We start from the raw sequence: 18,648 nt of genomic DNA on the forward strand, positions 1-18,648 counted from the left end.
TTACCTCTCTACTTCAGGCGGATAGGTATGCAGAGATACCATCAGACCGGCAATATCGGCAATGTTGGTTCCCACTGCCATCTTTTCCATCAGGGCCACAGCGTGGGTGTAACTGGGTCCTCTCACTGTCATACGCCTCAGCATTCCCGAACCGTCTGTCTGCATAAAGTAACCGTATTCACCTCTTGTACATTCAGCCCTGAGGTAGGTACTTCCTTCAGGGATTTTCCAGTGGAGAATATTGGGAAGGGGGGTATGAATATCCCCGGCAGGCATGCGGACCATGATTTGACGAATAAGATCAATGGACTGATGCATCTCCTGCAGACGGCACCAGGCTCGTTCATAGGCATCAGAATCGCTGCCGGTGACTATATCAAAATCCAGCTGATCATATACCAGATAAGGCTGATCCCTGCGGATATCCCGCTTGATTCCCGTACCCCTCATATTGGGTCCTGTAATTCCGTATTCATCCACCCAGGCTGGATCGATAATCCCCAGTTTTTTGCTTCGCATCTTAAACACTGCATTATGGAACATCACCAGTTCAATCTCTTTGCAGAGTTTTTCAACCTTCACCAGAGTATCCTCCAGACGACCGGCAAAACCGTCGGGAAGTTCAGCTCGAACTCCTCCGGGAACAATATACATATGGTAGATTCTTCCACCGCTGAGTTCTTCAAAAAGATCCAGCATGTAATCCCTGTGGGTTACAGTCCACTGCCCTATCGTCCCCATTCCAAAGGCTCCTGCCTGCCCTCCGATCCACATCAGAAAACTTGTCAGCCGGGCCATTTCCAGATTGAGAGTCCTGATCCATTGAGCTCTTTCGGGAGCCTGGATACCTGAAAGGTTTTCCAGTCCCTGAGCAAAAAGATATTCATTAAAGTCAGGTTCGGGAACACAGATACGGCAGACTATGGGAAAGCTCTGCATAAAGGTTCTGCGCTCAATCAGTTTTTCAAATCCACGGTGCAGATAGCCCAGATGAGTCTTACATTCATAGACCTCATCTCCGGCAATTGTCAGTTCCAGGGACATATTCCCTGTGATTCCGGGATGCTGAGGACCCTGCCATATCTTCATATATTTCCCCGAAGACATATCCAGTTCGGCTTTACCGTCTTTGACTTCGGGGTATTTATTCTCATTGGCATAAATGGTCATAATTCCGCCCTCCCGGGGTAGAGTTCTTTCCGCATGGTCTCTTCCGGATCATTTGTAGATCGTCCGGGACGGGGAAAGAAGGTCTCTTCCGAGTATTTTTTTGTATCAAAATCACGGTTCATTGGAGGCAGTTCACTCCAGCCTTCAAGACAGAAGGGTTCTGTCAGCCGTGGACTGCCGGGGAAATCAACCCCGTGCATTTCATAAAGCTCTCTCTGATAGGTCGCCATCTGGGCCCAGAGGTGATGGAGATCTTCCATCTCGGGATTCTCGCGTCCCAGCTCCACAAGGATTCCCATATCCTGAACACTGTCATAATTATGAAGCAGATAGTGGAGTATCATCTTCTTCCTTTCGGGCCAATCCACACAGGTGACCATGATCAGATGTTTAAAACCTTCAATATCTTTAAGCCAGGTGATCAGCTGACCGGCCTGGTTTTTCCGAACTGTCAGGAAGATCTGACTGTCCGACTTAATATCCGTCTTGTCGACGGTAAAGCGCTCATTGATGCGCATCATTAATTCTGTCATTTTTGTATAAGCCTCCTACCAACGCTGATTTACAGCTCTGGTGATTTTCTTGTTTAGTCCTGAGGGCCAGGGGGTCACCAGTTGTAATCCGGCATATTCCAGTCGGTGATGATCTTCTTCTGATTGGCCTTATACCACTCGAAGTTCTCGATATACTTGTTGGTGTTTTCCGTATCTCCCGCAAGAATCTGGGCCTGTAGAGCCTTGATTCCCGCAAGAAGAGCCTCAGGACGGGGCATACATCCGGCTATATACTGATCAACAGGAATATAATGATCCAGTCTGTTGATTGTATTGTAGCTGTCCCAATACATACCGCCGTTGATGGTGCAGCTTCCCAGACCAAGAACAAACTTGGGTCCCTGCATCTGCTCATAGGAGCGCACTATCCTCTTGATAGTCTTTGTGGAGGCATAACCTCCGATAACAAAGACACAGGACTGTCTTGGTGTGGGCCGCGGCTGCACACCGAAACGGTACATATCAAATCGAGCGGTCATCAGGGGACGAAGTTCGATGGCTCCGCATCCTGTTCCGAATCCAAGAATCCACAGGGAGTTGGCCCGTGCCCAGTTCAGAAAATTTTCCCATATACCCTTATAAGGAGCAATGGTCTGGGGCGGGGCATCACAGAAAAGAGGTTTATCCTCCTCACTGAGGCCTGCATTAGGCAATTTAAGCTGACGATCCAGATCCTCTCTGGTGGTCAGATCATCTGTTGTTTTACTCATAGAATCTCCTCAGTTTTAGACGTATTGAAGCAGAACCGCTGCCAGCCCGATAAGAGTCGGGACAAAAAGGAAGAAGCGGATAGCCTGTTCGATACGGAATCGAGGGAAGGATACTCCCACGAATACATTGATAAAGTAGAGACAGAAGGTCTTCACTACCAGTTCGGGAAGGCTGTTGGCTCCCCCGAAAAACAGGTTCACATAAAGGACCAGTTTGGCTCCATTGAAGATGGCTCGGTTAGTCTGAAGCATCCCCAGCATACTGCTCTGATACTCTGTGGGAGGACCGATAGGGATCTCCTGAGGAGCAATGACCACGGAAAAGGGATTGTGCATGGACATTCCTACAAAGGCGAATAGACCGGCAACTGTGGCCAGAGGGTTGGTGAACAGACTCCAGCTCAGGATACCGCCCTGCTGGGCCATGGCTATTTCAGTGATGGAGAGAGTTCCGTACTGACTGGCCAGGGCAATTACCGCCAGTGTAAAGGGGACCTCAAAGGCTGTCATCTGAGCCAGGCCCCGGCTGACACCGACGGGGCTGTAGGGATGACCGCTCTGTCCGGCTCCCAGAGCCATACCCAGCTGTCCGAAAAAGATAAAATAGAGTACCAGAATGACATCTCCGGAGAAGGAGAAATTGCTGAATACCGCAGAACCCAGAACAGCGGGAATAAACAGATAGGTTCCCAGTCCTCCGGCAAGACGGAAGACCGGACCAAGGTAAAACATAACACCGTGGGAGATTGACCATCTCTTGGCATTATTTTTGACAATATCAATATAGGGCTGCCAGACAGGCTGACCGATTCTCCCCTGAACCCTTGCTCTTATCCTGGCCATGGAACCCATAAGGAGGAGTCCATAGTTGGCAATCACAAATAAGGAAATCAGGGTGTAGAAGCCCTTTAAAAGAATCTTTTCAATCATGACAGACCTCTCATTACAAAATAGGACAGGGTCAGAAGCAGAATGATATGGATCATATAGGTCTGACCGTTTCCGGTATAAATACGGCGGAAACTGGAAGACAGGGTTTCTGTCAGCCCTGCAACACCTTTCCATACATTTTCAACTGCGGGTCCCCCAAGAAAACCAAGGGCTTTTCTGTAGGGGGCAAAGAAATTGTAGGCATAATGGGTCGTTTCCGGACGATCCGGACGCTCAGCTGCAAAAACAATATTGAACTGTTTTACCTTCTGAGGACGTCTCATAACAATAAGAAGCCAGAGAAGGGGTGCAGCAAAAACACCTATGGTTACATACATTACCCAGCTTCCGTTCCAATAACCGAAACTATTGGTGATAGTACCTGCTGAGTCGATTGCCATTCCTTCGGGGAACCAGGCTGCCGTAATCTGCGACATAGGCTCCACAAAGAGATGGGGAAAAGAGGAGAAGGCCATTAAAAGCCCCATCAACAGCAGCTAAGGTATGATCAGCCATGGAGGTGCTTCCTTTATTTCCCGATGATGAGCTTTAATCTGCCCAAGAAAGATCGTATGAATCAGACGGAAAAGGTAAAGAAAGGCAAGGGTACTGGCAAAAAAGGCCATTCCCGCTTCAAGATATTTTCCGGCTTCAATGAGAGATGTATAAAGCAGCCATTTTCCACCGAACCCGGATAGAGGAGGCACGCCGGAAACGGCGATTATACCCATAAGCACGGAAAGAAAACTCAGAGGCATTCTGCTGATCAGCCCACCCATCTGATACATCTGTCTTGTACCGGCCCTCATAATCACACCGGCAACGGCCAGGAAGATCAGTGCCTTGAAGATTGTATGATTCAAAGTCAGATACAGTACTGTTGTCCAACCTGCATGATTCATCAGGGAGAATGCCAGAATGACATAGCCCAGCTGACTCATTGAAGACCAGGCCAATGTATATTTAATATCTTCCTGGAAAACGGCGATAAGAGCCGCAATCACAGCTGTGAGGGCACCGATCCATCCTATTACAGAGGAACTGAGTCCCAGCTGTGCAACAGGGAAGATTTTTACAGCAAAAAGGATAAGTCCGAAGATTCCAGCCTTGCTGAGCACCGATGCGAGAAATCCCGATACGTCGTCTTCCGACTCCGCATAAGCTCCGGGCAACCAGAGGTGTACACCAAGGGCGCCGGTTTTAACAAGCATACCAACGGCAATCATGATCCAGGCCAGCTGCATGAAATCTGAAGACATCAGGAATAAACCTGTCATCAGCACATAAGCCCCGCCCATGGAGAACATGATGTAAATCAGGGAGGCATCTTCTGAATCTTTACCCCTCTGCAGAAGCAGCCAGGAGGAGACTGCCATTAGTTCCCAGGCTGTAAAGAAAGCCAGGTTGCTCTGTACCAGAGTCAAGGCTCCCAGAGATAGAATGGACATAACCATAAGGGGATAATTTCCGGGCCGTTTCTCTTTGCTGTACATTGAGGCAAAGAGGAAAACCAGGCCGCCTATCATGAATAGAGCAAAGAAAAATAGATTCAAACCGCTGAGTGCTGTGTAATAAGTCCAGCCGAAATATCCCAAAAGACCCATAGAAATAAGGGCCTTTAGTTTACCCGGGAGGAAGTCCAGCACAAAGAGGAGCGCTCCCGCTCCAAGAACCATAATAAGTGGAATTTCCAGACCTCCAAGAGCACGCCCGGCGATGAGTCCGGCGGCAATCAGGAGGCCTGCAGGAATAATTCCATCCCGGCAGGGCATGCCTGGCTGTTCTCCACTCTCCTCAGAGCGAACCGACAGGATAAACCAGCGTGAGAGATAAATTACTTCAAATAAAGATCCCAGTAGAATAAGAACAGTCCAGAGAACCTGTCCTGTCCCCAGAAGGAGACGGATCAGTTCCCATTTAGCCCAAAATCCGGGAAAGGGGGGTAATCCGGCTAAGGCAAGTACAAGGATGCCCATAACTGTCGCCGGAAAGGCTCCGCTCATTTTACCTCTCCAGCCCTCTCTGTCGGAGGCTTTAATGCGACCGGCGATCCAGAAGAGTCCGGCCTTTGCAAGGAGATGATTTACAAAAATACCACCTGCAATAATAAGGAAACTCAAGGGTTGTACGCCCATAATAAACATGATTCCCAATGCTCCTGTCAACAAACCGATCTGAGCAGTTGAGGAAAATCCAAGCATACGGGTTACAGAATCCTGTTTCAGACCGATAAGGTTTCCAAAGAAAAATGTCAGAAATCCGATACCCGTAAGAACCTTGAGCAGGGGTATGGGCATCAGAGGCATGATCTTCATAAGAGCGAAGATCATGGCACCCGCATTGGCCGATGCGATGACTCCGGCAATTCCCTCGGGAGCGGCCTGATAAACATCCAAAGCCCAGCCGTTGGCGGGAAATGGTTTAAGTTCAATCAGGAGAGCAGCTGTCAGAAAGAACAGCGCCGCCATCCCTACTCCGCTTGAGAAAACGCTCTGAATCATTGCAGGGTCACGGAGTATCCAGTCCAGGGACAGGGTTCCCGTAAGTCTGTAGATGTAAACAGTTCCCAGGAGAAAAAAGATAGATGACAATCCACCGGCCATAAGATATTTGAAACCGGCTTCCAGAGCTCTTTTATCTCCCTTCAGGGCAATGAGACCATAGGTGGCTATTGATGTTATTTCCAGAAACACAAAGAGGTTGAAAAGGTCACGGGTCATAATGATCCCGCTCACTCCCAGAGCCAGAGCCAGATAGGCCATCATGCCTCCCGGGCCGTCTTTTTTCCAGAAAGAACCCAGGTGAATCGCACCCAGAAGAGCGGCGGTCAGAACTGAAAGAACTGCAAAGCTCTCTTCCACACCCATTCTGAGGTTGATGGAGACAGGTGGCTTGAAACCTGCCGTGAAAATATCTGCGGGGGCACCGTTAAGGGCGGCAGCAAAGGATGAGCCCGCAATATAGGCCATAAAGGCCAGAGCCAGAAGGAATATCCCCTGACTCAGTTTCCGGCTGATCCTGTCAAACAGGGGAAGCAGAAAGGCAGTCCCCAGTGCCGTTATTATAAGAAAAACAGGGCTTACCATTTTAACTCCTTGAGATCCTGAACCTGGGCGGTTCCGGCAGCTTTGTAGAGACGCACCGAATAACTGAGCATCAAAGCAGTTACAGCCAGACCGATAACGATGGCTGTCAGAACAAGAGCCGAAGGCACGGGGTCAACCATTGTGAGCTCGGGAGCTCCGGTCACATCTCCATCCAGAATGGGAGCCGTACGCCCTTTTATATATCCCAGAGAGACAATGACCAGATGGATTCCCGTATCCATGATGGAAAATCCGATGACCATCTTTATAATATTTCTACGGGTCAGGATTCCCCAAAGTCCTACAAGAAGCAGGGTAAAACCAACGACTGTGGCAATAAGATTAAGACTCATTCCGGGTCCCTCCCTTTCATATTTTCAAGAATAGCCGAAAGCTCGGTTCCTACTTTCAATCCCACAAGAATATAAATAAGAGGAATGGCACCGGCACTGAAAAGTGTTCTGAACTCACCCAGAGGGAGTATCCGGTTATCCAGAAAACCGCCTGCCAGGAAGATCCCGGCACTCCCGATAAGTACATAGGCGAAACCCGATAGAGATTCCAGCAGGTTCATGACCACATGATTAACCTTCTTGACTCTTTGAGACAGAAGGAGCAGGAGGAATCCGGTGGCGATGACGACACCACCCTGAAAACCACCACCCGGAGTCAGATGACCATGTACGAAGATATACGCACCGAATAGGAGCAGAAGTGGATAGAGCAGAGAAGCACCGCTGCTGAGTATTTCAGATGCGGGGCGGATCTCGTCTTCACGGCGGCCCATTTTACTCAGGAGTATCCCTACTCCTGTTGTGGCAAAAAAGAGTACGGCTACCTCACCCAATGTATCCAGACCTCGATAGGTCACGATAATTGAGGTGACAATATTGGCGGCACCCAGCTCTTCCGGACCATTTTCAAGGTAATATGCGGCAACATCAGTCAGTTCATCACTCACAGGCATGCTCACAAAAGGAAGAAGGACCAGTGCTGTCAGCACCAGAGCTATAAAAGCAATCCAGCGGCTAATCACGGGGTTCCTCCTTCTTTCCTCTCATACGGCTGAGGGCATAAAGAAATACAACAGTAGTAAGACCCGAACCGATGGCAGCTTCTGTCATGGCTACATCGGGAGCAGCCATAATAAGGTAAATTAAAGAAGCAATCAGGCTGACAGAACCGCTGGCAATAACAGCAGCCGTCAGATTTTTCATATAAACAGCCAGAAGAGCTCCGGCAATCATCATTACTCCCAGAACAATCATCAGAATGGTAATCATGAATCATCCTCCTCTATTTGATCATCCTTCAAATGATCACACACAGCTTTTTCCCCAAGGGGTATTCCGAACTTGTGAGCTGCCCGTGCAAGAGCATGGGATGAAAGAGGATTGGAAAAAAGTATAAAAACCATGAGCAGGACCATTTTCCCTGACCACTCGGGTCGGGCCATGGCAATACCTGTCATAAAGAGCAGACTACCCAGGGTTGTCGCCTTGGTTCCTGTCTGCATCCTGTTAAATGCATCGGGCATACGGATAATTCCGATAGATGCCAGAAGAAGAAAAAGACTGCCCACCAGGGCTATAATTCCACCTATAATTTCCAGCATCAGAGCCCCCTTTCCAGGTAACGGGCCAGTGCGACTACACCCGTAAAACTGATCAGCCCGTAAACCAGGGCTACATCAATATAAATACCCCGTCCCGACCAGAAGGCCAGCCAGACAATTATTGATAGGGAAATAATGGTCATTCCGTCCAAAGCTACGGTGCGGCTCACTGAATCCGGACCGATGAGCATCCTTATAAAGGATATAACCATGGCCAGTACGGCGATACCTGCTGCTATCTGAAATAATAAATCAGCCACAGATCACCTCCAGATACTTTTCAAAACCGGAAACGATTTTCTTTGTTTTTTCCTCACAGTCTCCCTCTTCAACGGCGATCCAGTGGATGTAGAAATCCTCACCCTTCGTATCCACCGTAATAGTCCCGGGGGTCAAAGTAATGGAATTAGCCAGCATCAGACGGCCGAGAGGAGTCTTAAGTTTTGTCTTTACTTTGACTATCCCGGGACGGATGGGGAGTTTCGGGTGCAGAACCCTTAAGGCAACATCCAGGTTGGACTTGATCAGGGCCCCCAGAAAATAAAAGAAATAAAGAATAAGTGCCATAAGAGCTTTGGGACTCCATTTAAGGTCACCAAGCAGGTCTCCACCGGGGAGAGGCATCAGGACAATAAGAAGCAGAATAGCTCCGCCAGCCAGTCCTTCCTGTGTATTGAAAGGATAGGTAAGCAGAAACCAGACCGCCCCCAGCATCAGGACTAGAACAATCCTGGCCTTGAAGGTTTTCATAGAAGACTCCTTTACACTACCAGAGCTATAACATAGCTCTGGTGATTATTAGCCAAGGCCTAAGGGCCTTTACACTACCGGAACTATGTAATAGCACCGGTATTTTATTCGCTGAGGATACGGGACCCAAAGAAACAAAAATGAATCACCCCGGTTAAAAAAGTGATTCATTAAAAAAAACAGATATTCAAACAAACCTATATGATGATTTTTATATCTATAAAATATTATACGATGACTATTAATTGGCGTAAAGGAAAAACTGTCGTAATCTTCTAGGATATATTCTAAGGCAGGGAAAGGAGATATTCAAATATCTCTAAAAAACAAATAGCCCGGCATGGGTGCCGGGCTATTTTTATATTGTATCAGTAATTAATTTGTTAACTCAAGGAAAAATGTCTGCCCTTCCTGCAATGTATATGTATTAGGTCCCCAGGTAGTTCCATCCTGACTACTAGCAGTGAAAGTATAGGAACCTGGACTTTTCTGAACTGTTACAGTACCGGCAGTACCAGCAGGCGGCTGACCTCCTTCAAAATACTTTGTTATAGTTCCAACAGAACTGCCATTCAAATAAACGTATATATAACCATGTCCCAATTCGCTTGTAATATAAAAACAGAACTGTGTTGCTCCACTGTCATCACTGCTGTCATCACTGCTACTGTCATTATAATTATAGGACTCACCATCGATAGTATAAGAACCTGTGAAATTTCCGGAACTATCCATATTCAGGGTCCAGCGGAAACTGTATGTATAACCATCGTATTTGATAGTAAATGAGGCAGTACTTGAAATTCCTCCAGCAGATCCGGAGTATGAACAGCTTCCGTTTATAGTGACTCCACTAGAGCTATAGTTATTGAAAGTGATGGTTAGCTGATAAGAGGTGGAAAAAGTTCCTGTAACACTAAAACCATTTCCCGTATAGTTAATATCATAAGTAGTTCTTTCGATTCCTCTCGAAAGATCTTCAGGATTACTTTGCAGTAAAGCACCACCATAGGAGATTGAAGACATCGCCTCGGACACAGCTGTTGACATAGCAGTTGTAGCTGTTCCTAATACCTGACTACGTTCTGAATCGGTCAATCCTCCTCCGGCTGCTGCAGCCGCTTCTTCCTCACATGACACAAATGCAAACAGAATAAAAAACGCTGACAAAATTAGTAATAATGACTTTAAAAATTTCATAAACCCACCCCATTTCAATAAGATAATCTGATAATAGAACTGATGAAAACCGACACAACTGCTTACTGGTAGAAGCGGTATCATGAATAGTTCTATGTTTATTATTAATATATCTCATTTATTTTTGAAAGCCAATAGTTAGGCTGTATTAATATGTATATTTGACTTATCCCCCCATCCGGTATTAAATACTCCTATGAAAAGCAGCATGATTTTTTTCAACAGAAGGGCACAGAAGTGGACAATTTTTCCAATGATTATTCTGTGTAATGTTGCAATAACCCTCCTTTTTATCCTGAACAGCAGCAGCTTCGGGCTGCCCTCCTCCTGGAGCAGTCAGTTTCCGATCCTCCTGATATTCAATTTTCTTCTCTCTGTGGGCATTTTTTTTATTCCTCTGGAAGAGAGCAGCTCAAGAGGAATTGTTATCTCATTGATATTTATCCTGCAGCTTGGCTGTAAATATATAATGACCAAACCCTTCAGTGAGGATATCTGGTTTGAATTTTTTCTTATTATAATCATGATGCTGGAGGCTATTCTCCTTCTAAGCACTGCTGAAATCCTTGCTCTCACAGCAGCCGTTATCTTCTCGGTAGTCTTCACAAATCACAATGAAGTCTTCTGGGGGATTCAGATGGAAGAGAGAAGTCTGGATATGAAACTCTCACTTATGATTCTCTCTCTTATGTTCTCCAGTTTGAGCATCATTATAAAAAGTGCTCATAACCATCTTCTGAAAGATCGGGAGAATCTTGGCTATCAGAAGAAAATAATACAAAAGCTCTCTACTTCTAACAGCGAACTTCAGAAATATGCCAATATGGCAGAAGAAAAAAGTATGATGAATGAAAGACTCAAGCTGACCAGAGAAATTCATGATACTGTCGGCTACACCATGACCAATCTGCTGATGATGCTGGAAGCCAGTACAGATCTGGTTAAAAGTAATCCTGTAAAGTTGGAGGAGCTTCTGCACCAGGCTCTTGGAATTACTAAAAATGGACACGAAGAGATACGCCAGTCCCTGAGGGTTCTGAGAAATACCAAAATCAAAGAAAAAAACAGCATTGAATCAATCCGCAATCTTACCGGTATATTTATGGAGTCCACAGGGGTCAATGTAAGAGTGGAATTTGGAAATCTTCCCTGGAAACTGAACAAAAGAGTAGATCATATTATCTACCGCTTCCTTCAGGAAGCCATGACCAATGCCCTGACACACGGAGATGCCAAGAAAATTGAAATCCAGTTCTGGCGGGAAGAATCTCATATAAAAATAAATGTAGAAGATGACGGAAAAGGGAGCCTTGATATTGAGCAGGGAATCGGTTTAAAAGGTATGACTGAACGCCTCAGCGAAGTGTCAGGCAGCCTGTCCTATGAAAATACATCGATGGGATTTTCCATCAGAGCAACAATTCCATGGAGTATTAATGAATAAAACAAAACTGATTATTGTAGACGATCAGACCCTATTTGCAGAAAGTCTGAAAACCGTCCTGGAAACCCGCAGCGAAAATATAAAGGTACTGGAACTGGCGGCCAACGGCAAGGAAGCCGTTAAAATGGCTGAAATCCATAAACCGGATCTGATACTGATGGACATCAGGATGCCCGAGATGAATGGTGTTGAGGCTGTTGGAATCATCAAGAAGAAATTTCCTGAAATCAAAATTATAATGCTCACTACTTTTGATGATGATGAATATATTTACAACGCCCTGAATAACGGAGCCGACGGCTACCTTCTGAAAAATACTCAACCGGAGAAACTGATATCATCCATCGAAGCCGCCATGAACGGTCTTGTTCTTGTATCTCCAACCATCATAAAACATATGGCACAGGACTCTGCAAAACATACAATAATCCATGATAAGCCTGAGTGGTTCGATGAACTGAGTAAAAGGGAAAAACAGGTTTTAAAGCTGATTTCCAGCGGTCTTACCAATCAGGAGATTGCCAGCGAACTTTTTATTGCTGAACAGACGGTAAAAAACCATGTGAGCCTTATCTACAATAAGCTGGGGACCCATGACCGCCTTAAAGTAATCAGAATTTCCAAAAATCACCTTTAGGTATAGTATTGTACTGATCAAACGGTACCGATATCGGTACTTGAGTACCTTGTCTCCTTTTCAATTGTGCCCCTACAATAAGCTATGACTACTAAAATCCAGTCATTCTAAGGAGATTTTATGAAAAAATTACTATTGGCGGTCCTGCTTGTTGCGATGACAGCAGGCCTCGCTTTTGCCAGCGGCTCTCAGGAAGCAGCAGACGGTGGAAGTGACAAGGTTAAGCTGGTTTTCACCAGCTGGAGAACTGAGGATATCGAGAGAATGAATCGCATCAATGATGCATTCACAAAAGAATATCCCAATATCGAAGTTGATTTTCAGCCTGTAAAAGATACTGAATACGATGCACAGCTCCAACAGTCACTGGCTGCCGGCGTTGGTGCTGATATTATTTTCCTGCGCTCCTATGACTCAGGATACCAGATCTATCAGACAGGTTCTCTTCAGGAACTTAACAGTGTAATCCCCGGACTCTCCGGTTTCCCATCAGCTGCAATAGCTGCCTGGGCTACAGACGGAAAAAGCTATGCTGTTCCCTCCGTAGGTGTTGTTCACGGTGTTTACTACAGAAAGAGTATCTTTAAAAAATACGGTATATCTGTTCCTGAAACATGGGATGACTTCATGGCAGCCTGTGAGACACTGAAAGACGGTGGAGAAACTGTATTTGCCCAGGGAACCAAAGACAACTGGATGCTTTATGAAGTAATGTATTCCGGTCTCGGTGCCAACTTCTACGGTGGTGAAGAAGCCAGACAGGCACTTATAGCTAAAGATGCCAGAATGACTGATGCTAACTTCGTAGAAGCATTCGAAAGAATGGAAGATCTGCAGCCCTACTTTCCCGAAAGATTTGAAGGTATTGACTATGTAACAATGCAGCAGATTTTCGGAACAGGAAATGCAGCAATGTTCATGGGTGGAAGCTGGGAAATCGGTATTTTCGAAGATCTCGGCGGTCTGGAAGATGTAGGTTACTTTGCACCTCCTGTTGCTAAAAAAGGCGATACTCTTCAGTACTGCTTCCATGTTGATGCCGGTATCGGTATGAATAAAAACTCAAAATATCCAGAAGAAGCTAAAACCTATATGAAATGGGTAGCATCTCCTGCTTACGCTCAGCTTATGATGGATGAGCTCCCCGGATTCTTCAGTTACACACCCGGCAGCTATACACTGTCCAACGATCTGGCCAAACAGATGCAGAGCTACGTAGCAGATTCTGTTCCTACAGTAAGAACTGTATGGGAAAAACTGTCAGCTCAGGCTCCCAGTGGAAACCAACTTCTTGGAGAAGCCGTTCAGAAAATGTATGCCGATGAACTGACACCCGCTCAAGCAGCAAAATATGTTGATGACGGACTGTCCTGGTATTACTGATCCCTCTTAACCTTAGGCCTTTCGGCCTAAGCTGAAAAACCACCAGGCCGGTGTTACCTGCCCTGGTAGTTACCCAAATAACAGCTCTCTGGAGACAGAGAGCTGTTTTAAAAAGCAAGGAGGAGTTTTATGCTAGAGGCACGAAGGAAACATGCAAAATTTCTGTTTCTGTTTATATTCCCGGCATTTATCGTCTACACAGTATTTATGCTGCTGCCTATCTTAAACTCTATGAAATACAGTCTCTACACGGGAGAGGGACTAATCCCAAATGAGTTTGTCGGTCTCGATAATTATATCCGCCTCTTCACAGAAGAGCGCTATTACGTAAAATTCTGGAATGCATTCCAAAATAACATCCAATTCTTTATTATTGTTACTGTAGTACAGAATGTTCTCGGATTCTTTATGGCAGTCCTGATTTCCAGAACCTTCAAAGGTTCCGGTTTTATCAGAAAACTGAGCTTTCTACCTACAACACTATCCGTCCTGGTTGTCGGATATATCTTTAAACTGATACTTAACCCCTACTATGGAGTATTTGATAAATTTATTGAAATGATCGGATTGGAACAACTGATTATTCCCTGGCTCGGAGATCCCAGGTCGGCAATCTATGTTGTCGCCATCGCCGTCAGCTGGCAGTTCTTTGGAGAGTCCGTACTGTTTTATACCTCGGGTATAGACGGTATCAGTGATTCAATCATAGAGGCCGCCCAGATAGACGGAGCCAATATCTGGCAGGAAATCTACCATATAATCCTTCCTTCTGTTCTACCCATTGTGGGAATTGTGACAATTCTGATTTTTATCGGTGACTTTACCCAGTTTGACATCATCTTTGCCATGACAGGCACAAGAGGTGATCCCAACTACAGTACAGACCTCTTCGGTTCTCTATTTTACAGAACCGCATTCTCCTCACCTGAGCGGGGCGGCTGGGGAACCGGTATGGGTGCAACGGTAGCCACCATGATGTTTATCATCGTTACTATAGGAGTAGGAGTATTCCTTACCTTCTTTACGAAAAAGAAGGAGGAACTGGAAAAATGAAAGTAAAACGTGCAGTAGCCCGCAGCGGCCTTTACCTGACCATGTTTATCTACTCTCTGAGTATTATTATCCCCCTCTTTGTGATGTTTATGACCTCATTCAAGACAAATGCTCAGATATTCAAGAATCCATTCGGTCTCCCTACAAGCTTCAACATTGATGCTTATGTAAATCTTTTTGTAATATCAAATTATGGAAAATATTTCCTGAACAGTATCGGGGTAACGGTTCTGTCTTTATCAGCAGCAGTTACAATGTCCGCTCTGGCGGCCTATGCCATCTCCAAATACAAGTTCAAATACAACAGAGCAATCTATGTATATTTTGTAATTGGTCTTGTGGTACCCATCAAGCTGGGTACTATCGATATAATGATCACCATGCTCAACCTGAAGATCTTTGATACCCTCTGGGCATTGATCATTGTCTATATTGCCATGGCCATACCCTTAAGTGTATTTGTTCTTTACGACTACATCAAAATGGTTCCTGATGAACTGAGCAGTGCAGCAAGAATTGACGGCTGCTCCGAACCGGGGATCTTCGCCAGAATCATATCCCCCCTGATCAAACCGGGACTGGCGGCTGCCGGGATTATCAGCTTTATTCCCAACTGGAATGAATTCTGGTTTCCTCTTGTACTGATCAAGTCGAGAGAGAATTATACAATTCCCTTGGCGACAGGACAGCTTTTCGGTCAGTTTGATACCAAACTGAACCTTGTATTTGCCGTACTGTCACTGGCGAGCATACCGGTAATAATCATATACCTGTTACTCTCCAATTACTTTGTAAAGGGATTGTCTGCAGGGGCCGTAAAAGGCTGAGATACCAGGTTCCTTATTTTACCCCCGTCCGTATCACCAGGCGGGGGTTTTATCTCTTGTCAGGCTGCCCACCCTCCGCTATTATTCAGAAGTCTTATAGACGGAGGTTCCCATGAATATTTTTATCCTGATTTTGGTTCCGGTAATGCTGCTGATCTATCTAGGATTCCGCTTCCGGAGTTTGCTCCTGTATTTCAAGGCACTCAAAGTTTATGGGGCCGGCAACACAGAAAAAGCTGTGACCATGCTTAAAAAATCAGTTGAAGAAGGGCTCTCCAACAAGCATCAGCTGACAGTGGGATACCTCCTCCTGAAAGAGGGTTTTATAGATGATGCAGAGCGCATATTCACCTACCTGATTCATAATCCCGGAGCCAAGTTCAACGCTCAGCACGCTCGATCCTACAACGCATTGATTCACTGGAAAAGCGACAGATTGGATGAAGCAGTGGAAGAGCTTGAAGCACTTCTGACAGAAAACTACAGAACAAGTTCTTTCTACAGCAACTTCGGATTTTTTCTGATTGAACAGGGGAACCTGGAGCGCGCACTGGAAATAAATCTTGAAGCCGAGGCCTATGATGGAGAATCTGCGGTAATTCAGGATAATCTGGGACTCTGTTACATAAAACTTAATGATTGGGACAAAGCGGAGAAACTTTATGCAAAACTGATGGAGAAAGATCCCAGCTTCCCTGATGCCTGGTATAATGCTGCCCTTGTGGCCGAGAAGAAAAATGACAAAGAAAAAGCGGTATCCTATCTGAATACCGCTCTGACTAAAAAGTTCTCCTACCTGAGTACCCTGAGCAGGGAACAGGTGGAAGAACAGCTGAATAAACTAAAAGTCTGAATTTACTTACAAGCTGATAATCCCGGGACACAGGGTCCCGGGAGATGAGTCAGTCTTTATCATCCTTTTTTTCCACGGCCCTGAAGGGGTCTGCCCAGTTGACAAAGGCTGTGGCCAGACGGGTCTGAATCCAGACCTTCCCGGAACCGCTGAAACGGCAGACAAGTCCTTCACCGGAAAAGAAAGTACTCTTCAGCCCTGCCACAGGACGAACATCATAGCTGAGGCCTTCTGTAAAACCGACAATATATCCGGTATCCACCACATAGTCGGATTCCACATCTATCTCGATCAGACCGCCGTATGTATTGAACCAGAGGTCTCCAGTACCACTGCACTTGACCATAAACAGCTTCTCACCCGAGAAAAATCCTTTAAAGCCCTGGAATTCAGCAGAGACCTCCAGATCGGGGGATGAGGCCAGATAGGCTGAGTTCTGTATAAATACAGTCGCATCCTCCAGGTAGACATGTCCGATTTCACCGGGAGAACCGGGGGCAATCCCCATCTCGGCATCCCCGGATGAAGCTGTAAACTCGGAAATAAACAGGTTTTCACCCGAAACAAGCCGTTTCAGACCGCCTTTCATTTTTGCTTTCATGGTCAGGGACGTATCCATCCAGGCCATGGCAGAAGCTTCCACTTTAAGAGTTTTGCCACTGGGGATCTTTACATTCAGCATGCCGTAGGCAGGCTGGGATTCAAGTGTGTAGGGGTATTCAGTTTTTTCCATATCGTATCCCATTATTTAATCCTCCTTCTTTGAAATCAGAAAGGGAGAAAGTGAGCTTCCGAATGTCTGATCCGCATGAGTCTGGCACCAGACTGTCCCCTTTCCTTTAAAACGGCAGACAAGACCTTCTCCACCAAGAATGGATGATATCCAGCTTCCTCCGGCCTTGCTGATCTTAAACTCAAGACTGTCGTCAAAAGCAGCAATATTACCGGTATCAACAATGTATTCACCATCCACTTCTACGGGATAGATCATACCGAAGGCATTAATAATGACCTTTCCCTTACCAGACATCTCCAGCCAGATCATATTTTCTCCGGAAAAGACATTCTTGAATCCTTCCCATTTAATATTCATATTCACATCAGGACCATGAGCTACAAAGGAACCGTTCTGCACTTTGATGCTTCTGCTTCCATCGAGTTCAAGAACAGCCATATCTCCCGGTAATGTGGCAGAGAGAAATACATCTCCTCCATTTGAACCTGCGGTGTAATGGTTCATGAAGAGACCTTCCCCGCCCAGCATTCTTGCCATTCCTTTAAGAAAGCCTTTTGCTCCGCCTTCATTCTTATTGACCTTTGTCTCTATATGCATATCGCCGGACATGGCGATCATGGCTCCTCCTTCCGCTGTCATACTCTGACCGGCAGCAAGGCTGACCTTGGCAGCAGAGTTGGAAGGACGTTTCAGAATTTCTATATTCATTAACTTCTCCATTGTTTTCTTTTCCTACCAGGGTTCATTCAGAACCTTGGTGATTTCCCACTAAGGCCTAAGGGTCAGCGGAACTTGGGGTTGAGCCATGAAGCCAATCCCTTAAGACTGCGGGTCTGTATATAAACCGTCCCGTCTCCGACTACTTTGGAGACAAAACCTTCACCGCTTGTAATACTGGCAATCAATCCTCCGGCCAGAGCCACTTTCAATTTAAGAGAAGGATCGTAGGCCACAAGGTGACCGTCATCTACTTTCAGTTCACCCTTTACCTGGCGTTCGATAATACCGCCATAGGCTCCGAACCAGAGGGTTCCGTTTCCGGAGGCTTTCAGTTTGATCAGTCCTTCACCGGAAAACCAGGATACAAATCCTGCCCATACGGTTTTGAACTGCACATCACCCGCCGAAGCCAGCCAGGAACCTTTCTGGAGACAGATCTCCTGATCTCCTGACAATTTCAATTCCCTGATCTCACCTGGAACATTCTGGGAAATTGTCACCCGCATGGGTCTGCTGCCGCCGTTTGAGAATTCATTGACAAAGAACGACTCACCGCCGAACCATTTTTTTACCAGGCCGGAAAAGAATCCGCCATTACTCCGGGCTTTCATCTCCAGTTCGGCAGACATGGACTGCATAGCCCCACTTTCTGCTGTTACTGATTCACCCGGTTCCAGATCAATATGCACATGACTGAAAGAGGGATTACCCTCTACGACTGTTTTCATGAGCTGTCTCCTTTTGCTACCGGAACCGATTTACGGTTCCGGCGATTATTTAATCAGCCCTAAGGGCCTAAAGTTACATTTATATATGCAGTATAAGGCAAAATAAAAAGGAATACATGTTTAGATTTAATAAAATTACTTCCGGAAAATCTATAATATATTGCAAGGAGACAGGAGGACTGCCGCTTTTTCTGTCTTTTTCTGGCATTTTCCTGTGTAATGTGCTTTAAATTAAGAGTTTCTGAAAGAGAA

The 18,648-nt window shown here is 45.9% G+C and carries 22 protein-coding genes; 6 read left to right on the forward strand and 16 right to left on the reverse strand.

The window, feature by feature from the left end; all coding sequences use genetic code 11:
- The 13 genes from DV872_RS03860 to DV872_RS03920 all read right to left on the reverse strand — a co-directional run bounded on the left by DV872_RS03860 (position 1) and on the right by DV872_RS03920 (position 10,015).
- Entirely contained in the window at positions 1-1,170 is a 1,170-nt protein-coding gene (locus DV872_RS03860) for an NADH-quinone oxidoreductase subunit D (protein ID WP_114628530.1), read from the reverse strand.
- Positions 1,167-1,703, reverse strand: coding sequence for an NADH-quinone oxidoreductase subunit C (locus DV872_RS03865; protein ID WP_114628531.1), 537 nt, complete (start codon positions 1,701-1,703; stop codon positions 1,167-1,169). Before DV872_RS03865 ends, DV872_RS03860 begins: the two co-directional genes overlap by 4 nt.
- A 74-nt stretch (positions 1,704-1,777) precedes the next feature.
- Positions 1,778-2,434 carry an NADH-quinone oxidoreductase subunit NuoB gene (gene nuoB, locus DV872_RS03870; RefSeq protein WP_114628532.1) on the reverse strand — a complete coding sequence of 219 codons (657 nt, stop codon included), beginning with the start codon at positions 2,432-2,434 and terminating at the stop codon, positions 1,778-1,780.
- Between the two features lie 15 nt (positions 2,435-2,449).
- Complete coding sequence (locus DV872_RS03875) at positions 2,450-3,364, reverse strand: respiratory chain complex I subunit 1 family protein (protein WP_114628533.1); 915 nt, start codon at positions 3,362-3,364, stop codon at positions 2,450-2,452.
- On the reverse strand, positions 3,361-3,801 hold the full coding sequence (locus tag DV872_RS03880) for a hypothetical protein (protein ID WP_158546819.1): 441 nt from the start codon (positions 3,799-3,801) through the stop codon (positions 3,361-3,363). Before DV872_RS03880 ends, DV872_RS03875 begins: the two co-directional genes overlap by 4 nt.
- 60 nt (positions 3,802-3,861) lie before the next feature.
- Positions 3,862-6,450: a proton-conducting transporter membrane subunit gene (locus tag DV872_RS03885; protein ID WP_114628535.1), complete on the reverse strand. Its 2,589-nt coding sequence runs from the start codon at positions 6,448-6,450 to the stop codon at positions 3,862-3,864.
- On the reverse strand, positions 6,444-6,803 hold the full coding sequence (locus DV872_RS03890) for a sodium:proton antiporter (protein ID WP_114628536.1): 360 nt from the start codon (positions 6,801-6,803) through the stop codon (positions 6,444-6,446). Before DV872_RS03890 ends, DV872_RS03885 begins: the two co-directional genes overlap by 7 nt.
- On the reverse strand, positions 6,800-7,486 hold the full coding sequence (locus tag DV872_RS03895; RefSeq protein WP_199563422.1) for a Na(+)/H(+) antiporter subunit B: 687 nt from the start codon (positions 7,484-7,486) through the stop codon (positions 6,800-6,802). The genes DV872_RS03890 and DV872_RS03895 overlap by 4 nt, the downstream gene beginning before the upstream one ends.
- Positions 7,479-7,733 carry a hydrogenase subunit MbhD domain-containing protein gene (locus DV872_RS03900; RefSeq protein ID WP_114628537.1) on the reverse strand — a complete coding sequence of 85 codons (255 nt, stop codon included), beginning with the start codon at positions 7,731-7,733 and terminating at the stop codon, positions 7,479-7,481. The genes DV872_RS03895 and DV872_RS03900 overlap by 8 nt, the downstream gene beginning before the upstream one ends.
- A complete protein-coding gene (mnhG, locus tag DV872_RS03905; RefSeq protein WP_114628538.1) occupies positions 7,730-8,065 on the reverse strand; it encodes a monovalent cation/H(+) antiporter subunit G in 336 nt (111 codons plus the stop codon). The genes DV872_RS03900 and mnhG overlap by 4 nt, the downstream gene beginning before the upstream one ends.
- Positions 8,065-8,325, reverse strand: a complete 261-nt coding sequence (locus tag DV872_RS03910) for a monovalent cation/H+ antiporter complex subunit F (RefSeq protein ID WP_114628539.1) — start codon at positions 8,323-8,325, stop codon at positions 8,065-8,067. The genes mnhG and DV872_RS03910 overlap by 1 nt, the downstream gene beginning before the upstream one ends.
- Positions 8,318-8,815 carry a Na+/H+ antiporter subunit E gene (locus DV872_RS03915; RefSeq protein ID WP_114628540.1) on the reverse strand — a complete coding sequence of 166 codons (498 nt, stop codon included), beginning with the start codon at positions 8,813-8,815 and terminating at the stop codon, positions 8,318-8,320. The genes DV872_RS03910 and DV872_RS03915 overlap by 8 nt, the downstream gene beginning before the upstream one ends.
- A 375-nt stretch (positions 8,816-9,190) precedes the next feature.
- Positions 9,191-10,015 (reverse strand): hypothetical protein, encoded by an 825-nt coding sequence (locus tag DV872_RS03920; protein ID WP_114628541.1) that lies wholly within the window; start codon positions 10,013-10,015, stop codon positions 9,191-9,193.
- 196 nt (positions 10,016-10,211) lie between these two features.
- Here DV872_RS03920 and DV872_RS03925 point away from each other — a divergent pair, with 196 nt between their 5' ends.
- The 6 genes from DV872_RS03925 to DV872_RS03950 all read left to right on the forward strand — a co-directional run bounded on the left by DV872_RS03925 (position 10,212) and on the right by DV872_RS03950 (position 16,212).
- Positions 10,212-11,459: a sensor histidine kinase gene (locus DV872_RS03925; RefSeq protein WP_114628542.1), complete on the forward strand. Its 1,248-nt coding sequence runs from the start codon at positions 10,212-10,214 to the stop codon at positions 11,457-11,459.
- On the forward strand, positions 11,452-12,096 hold the full coding sequence (locus DV872_RS03930) for a response regulator transcription factor (RefSeq protein ID WP_114628543.1): 645 nt from the start codon (positions 11,452-11,454) through the stop codon (positions 12,094-12,096). Before DV872_RS03925 ends, DV872_RS03930 begins: the two co-directional genes overlap by 8 nt.
- A 120-nt stretch (positions 12,097-12,216) precedes the next feature.
- Positions 12,217-13,479, forward strand: coding sequence for an ABC transporter substrate-binding protein (locus DV872_RS03935; protein ID WP_114628544.1), 1,263 nt, complete (start codon positions 12,217-12,219; stop codon positions 13,477-13,479).
- 129 nt (positions 13,480-13,608) lie between these two features.
- Positions 13,609-14,532, forward strand: coding sequence for a carbohydrate ABC transporter permease (locus DV872_RS03940; RefSeq protein WP_114628545.1), 924 nt, complete (start codon positions 13,609-13,611; stop codon positions 14,530-14,532).
- Positions 14,529-15,359: a carbohydrate ABC transporter permease gene (locus DV872_RS03945; RefSeq protein ID WP_114628546.1), complete on the forward strand. Its 831-nt coding sequence runs from the start codon at positions 14,529-14,531 to the stop codon at positions 15,357-15,359. Before DV872_RS03940 ends, DV872_RS03945 begins: the two co-directional genes overlap by 4 nt.
- Before the next feature lie 112 nt (positions 15,360-15,471).
- On the forward strand, positions 15,472-16,212 hold the full coding sequence (locus DV872_RS03950) for a lipopolysaccharide assembly protein LapB (protein WP_114628547.1): 741 nt from the start codon (positions 15,472-15,474) through the stop codon (positions 16,210-16,212).
- A gap of 49 nt (positions 16,213-16,261) precedes the next feature.
- On the opposite strand, the gene DV872_RS03955 is transcribed toward DV872_RS03950, so the two are convergent.
- The 3 genes from DV872_RS03955 to DV872_RS03965 form a co-directional block, all read right to left on the reverse strand.
- Complete coding sequence (locus DV872_RS03955; protein ID WP_114628548.1) at positions 16,262-16,957, reverse strand: TIGR00266 family protein; 696 nt, start codon at positions 16,955-16,957, stop codon at positions 16,262-16,264.
- A gap of 3 nt (positions 16,958-16,960) precedes the next feature.
- Positions 16,961-17,656 carry a TIGR00266 family protein gene (locus tag DV872_RS03960; protein ID WP_114628549.1) on the reverse strand — a complete coding sequence of 232 codons (696 nt, stop codon included), beginning with the start codon at positions 17,654-17,656 and terminating at the stop codon, positions 16,961-16,963.
- 74 nt (positions 17,657-17,730) lie between these two features.
- On the reverse strand, positions 17,731-18,396 hold the full coding sequence (locus DV872_RS03965) for a TIGR00266 family protein (protein ID WP_114628550.1): 666 nt from the start codon (positions 18,394-18,396) through the stop codon (positions 17,731-17,733).
- Between the last annotated feature and the right edge of the window lie 252 nt (positions 18,397-18,648).

This window comes from Oceanispirochaeta sp. M1 (assembly GCF_003346715.1).
Classification (GTDB): Bacteria; Spirochaetota; Spirochaetia; order DSM-2461; family DSM-2461; genus Oceanispirochaeta.

Coding starts and splice junctions, on each gene's coding strand:
- mnhG (WP_114628538.1), bottom strand. CDS start 8,065: ATGCTGGAAATTATAGGTGGAATTATAGCCCTGGTGGGCAGTCTTTTT.
- DV872_RS03920 (WP_114628541.1), bottom strand. CDS start 10,015: ATGAAATTTTTAAAGTCATTATTACTAATTTTGTCAGCGTTTTTTATT.
- DV872_RS03955 (WP_114628548.1), bottom strand. CDS start 16,957: ATGGGATACGATATGGAAAAAACTGAATACCCCTACACACTTGAATCC.
- DV872_RS03945 (WP_114628546.1), top strand. CDS start 14,529: ATGAAAGTAAAACGTGCAGTAGCCCGCAGCGGCCTTTACCTGACCATG.
- DV872_RS03860 (WP_114628530.1), bottom strand. CDS start 1,170: ATGACCATTTATGCCAATGAGAATAAATACCCCGAAGTCAAAGACGGT.
- DV872_RS03930 (WP_114628543.1), top strand. CDS start 11,452: ATGAATAAAACAAAACTGATTATTGTAGACGATCAGACCCTATTTGCA.
- DV872_RS03875 (WP_114628533.1), bottom strand. CDS start 3,364: ATGATTGAAAAGATTCTTTTAAAGGGCTTCTACACCCTGATTTCCTTA.
- DV872_RS03880 (WP_158546819.1), bottom strand. CDS start 3,801: ATGTCGCAGATTACGGCAGCCTGGTTCCCCGAAGGAATGGCAATCGAC.
- DV872_RS03885 (WP_114628535.1), bottom strand. CDS start 6,450: ATGGTAAGCCCTGTTTTTCTTATAATAACGGCACTGGGGACTGCCTTT.
- DV872_RS03940 (WP_114628545.1), top strand. CDS start 13,609: ATGCTAGAGGCACGAAGGAAACATGCAAAATTTCTGTTTCTGTTTATA.
- DV872_RS03925 (WP_114628542.1), top strand. CDS start 10,212: ATGAAAAGCAGCATGATTTTTTTCAACAGAAGGGCACAGAAGTGGACA.
- DV872_RS03890 (WP_114628536.1), bottom strand. CDS start 6,803: ATGAGTCTTAATCTTATTGCCACAGTCGTTGGTTTTACCCTGCTTCTT.
- DV872_RS03935 (WP_114628544.1), top strand. CDS start 12,217: ATGAAAAAATTACTATTGGCGGTCCTGCTTGTTGCGATGACAGCAGGC.
- DV872_RS03900 (WP_114628537.1), bottom strand. CDS start 7,733: ATGATTACCATTCTGATGATTGTTCTGGGAGTAATGATGATTGCCGGA.
- DV872_RS03865 (WP_114628531.1), bottom strand. CDS start 1,703: ATGACAGAATTAATGATGCGCATCAATGAGCGCTTTACCGTCGACAAG.
- DV872_RS03950 (WP_114628547.1), top strand. CDS start 15,472: ATGAATATTTTTATCCTGATTTTGGTTCCGGTAATGCTGCTGATCTAT.
- DV872_RS03915 (WP_114628540.1), bottom strand. CDS start 8,815: ATGAAAACCTTCAAGGCCAGGATTGTTCTAGTCCTGATGCTGGGGGCG.
- DV872_RS03965 (WP_114628550.1), bottom strand. CDS start 18,396: ATGAAAACAGTCGTAGAGGGTAATCCCTCTTTCAGTCATGTGCATATT.
- DV872_RS03960 (WP_114628549.1), bottom strand. CDS start 17,656: ATGAATATAGAAATTCTGAAACGTCCTTCCAACTCTGCTGCCAAGGTC.
- nuoB (WP_114628532.1), bottom strand. CDS start 2,434: ATGAGTAAAACAACAGATGATCTGACCACCAGAGAGGATCTGGATCGT.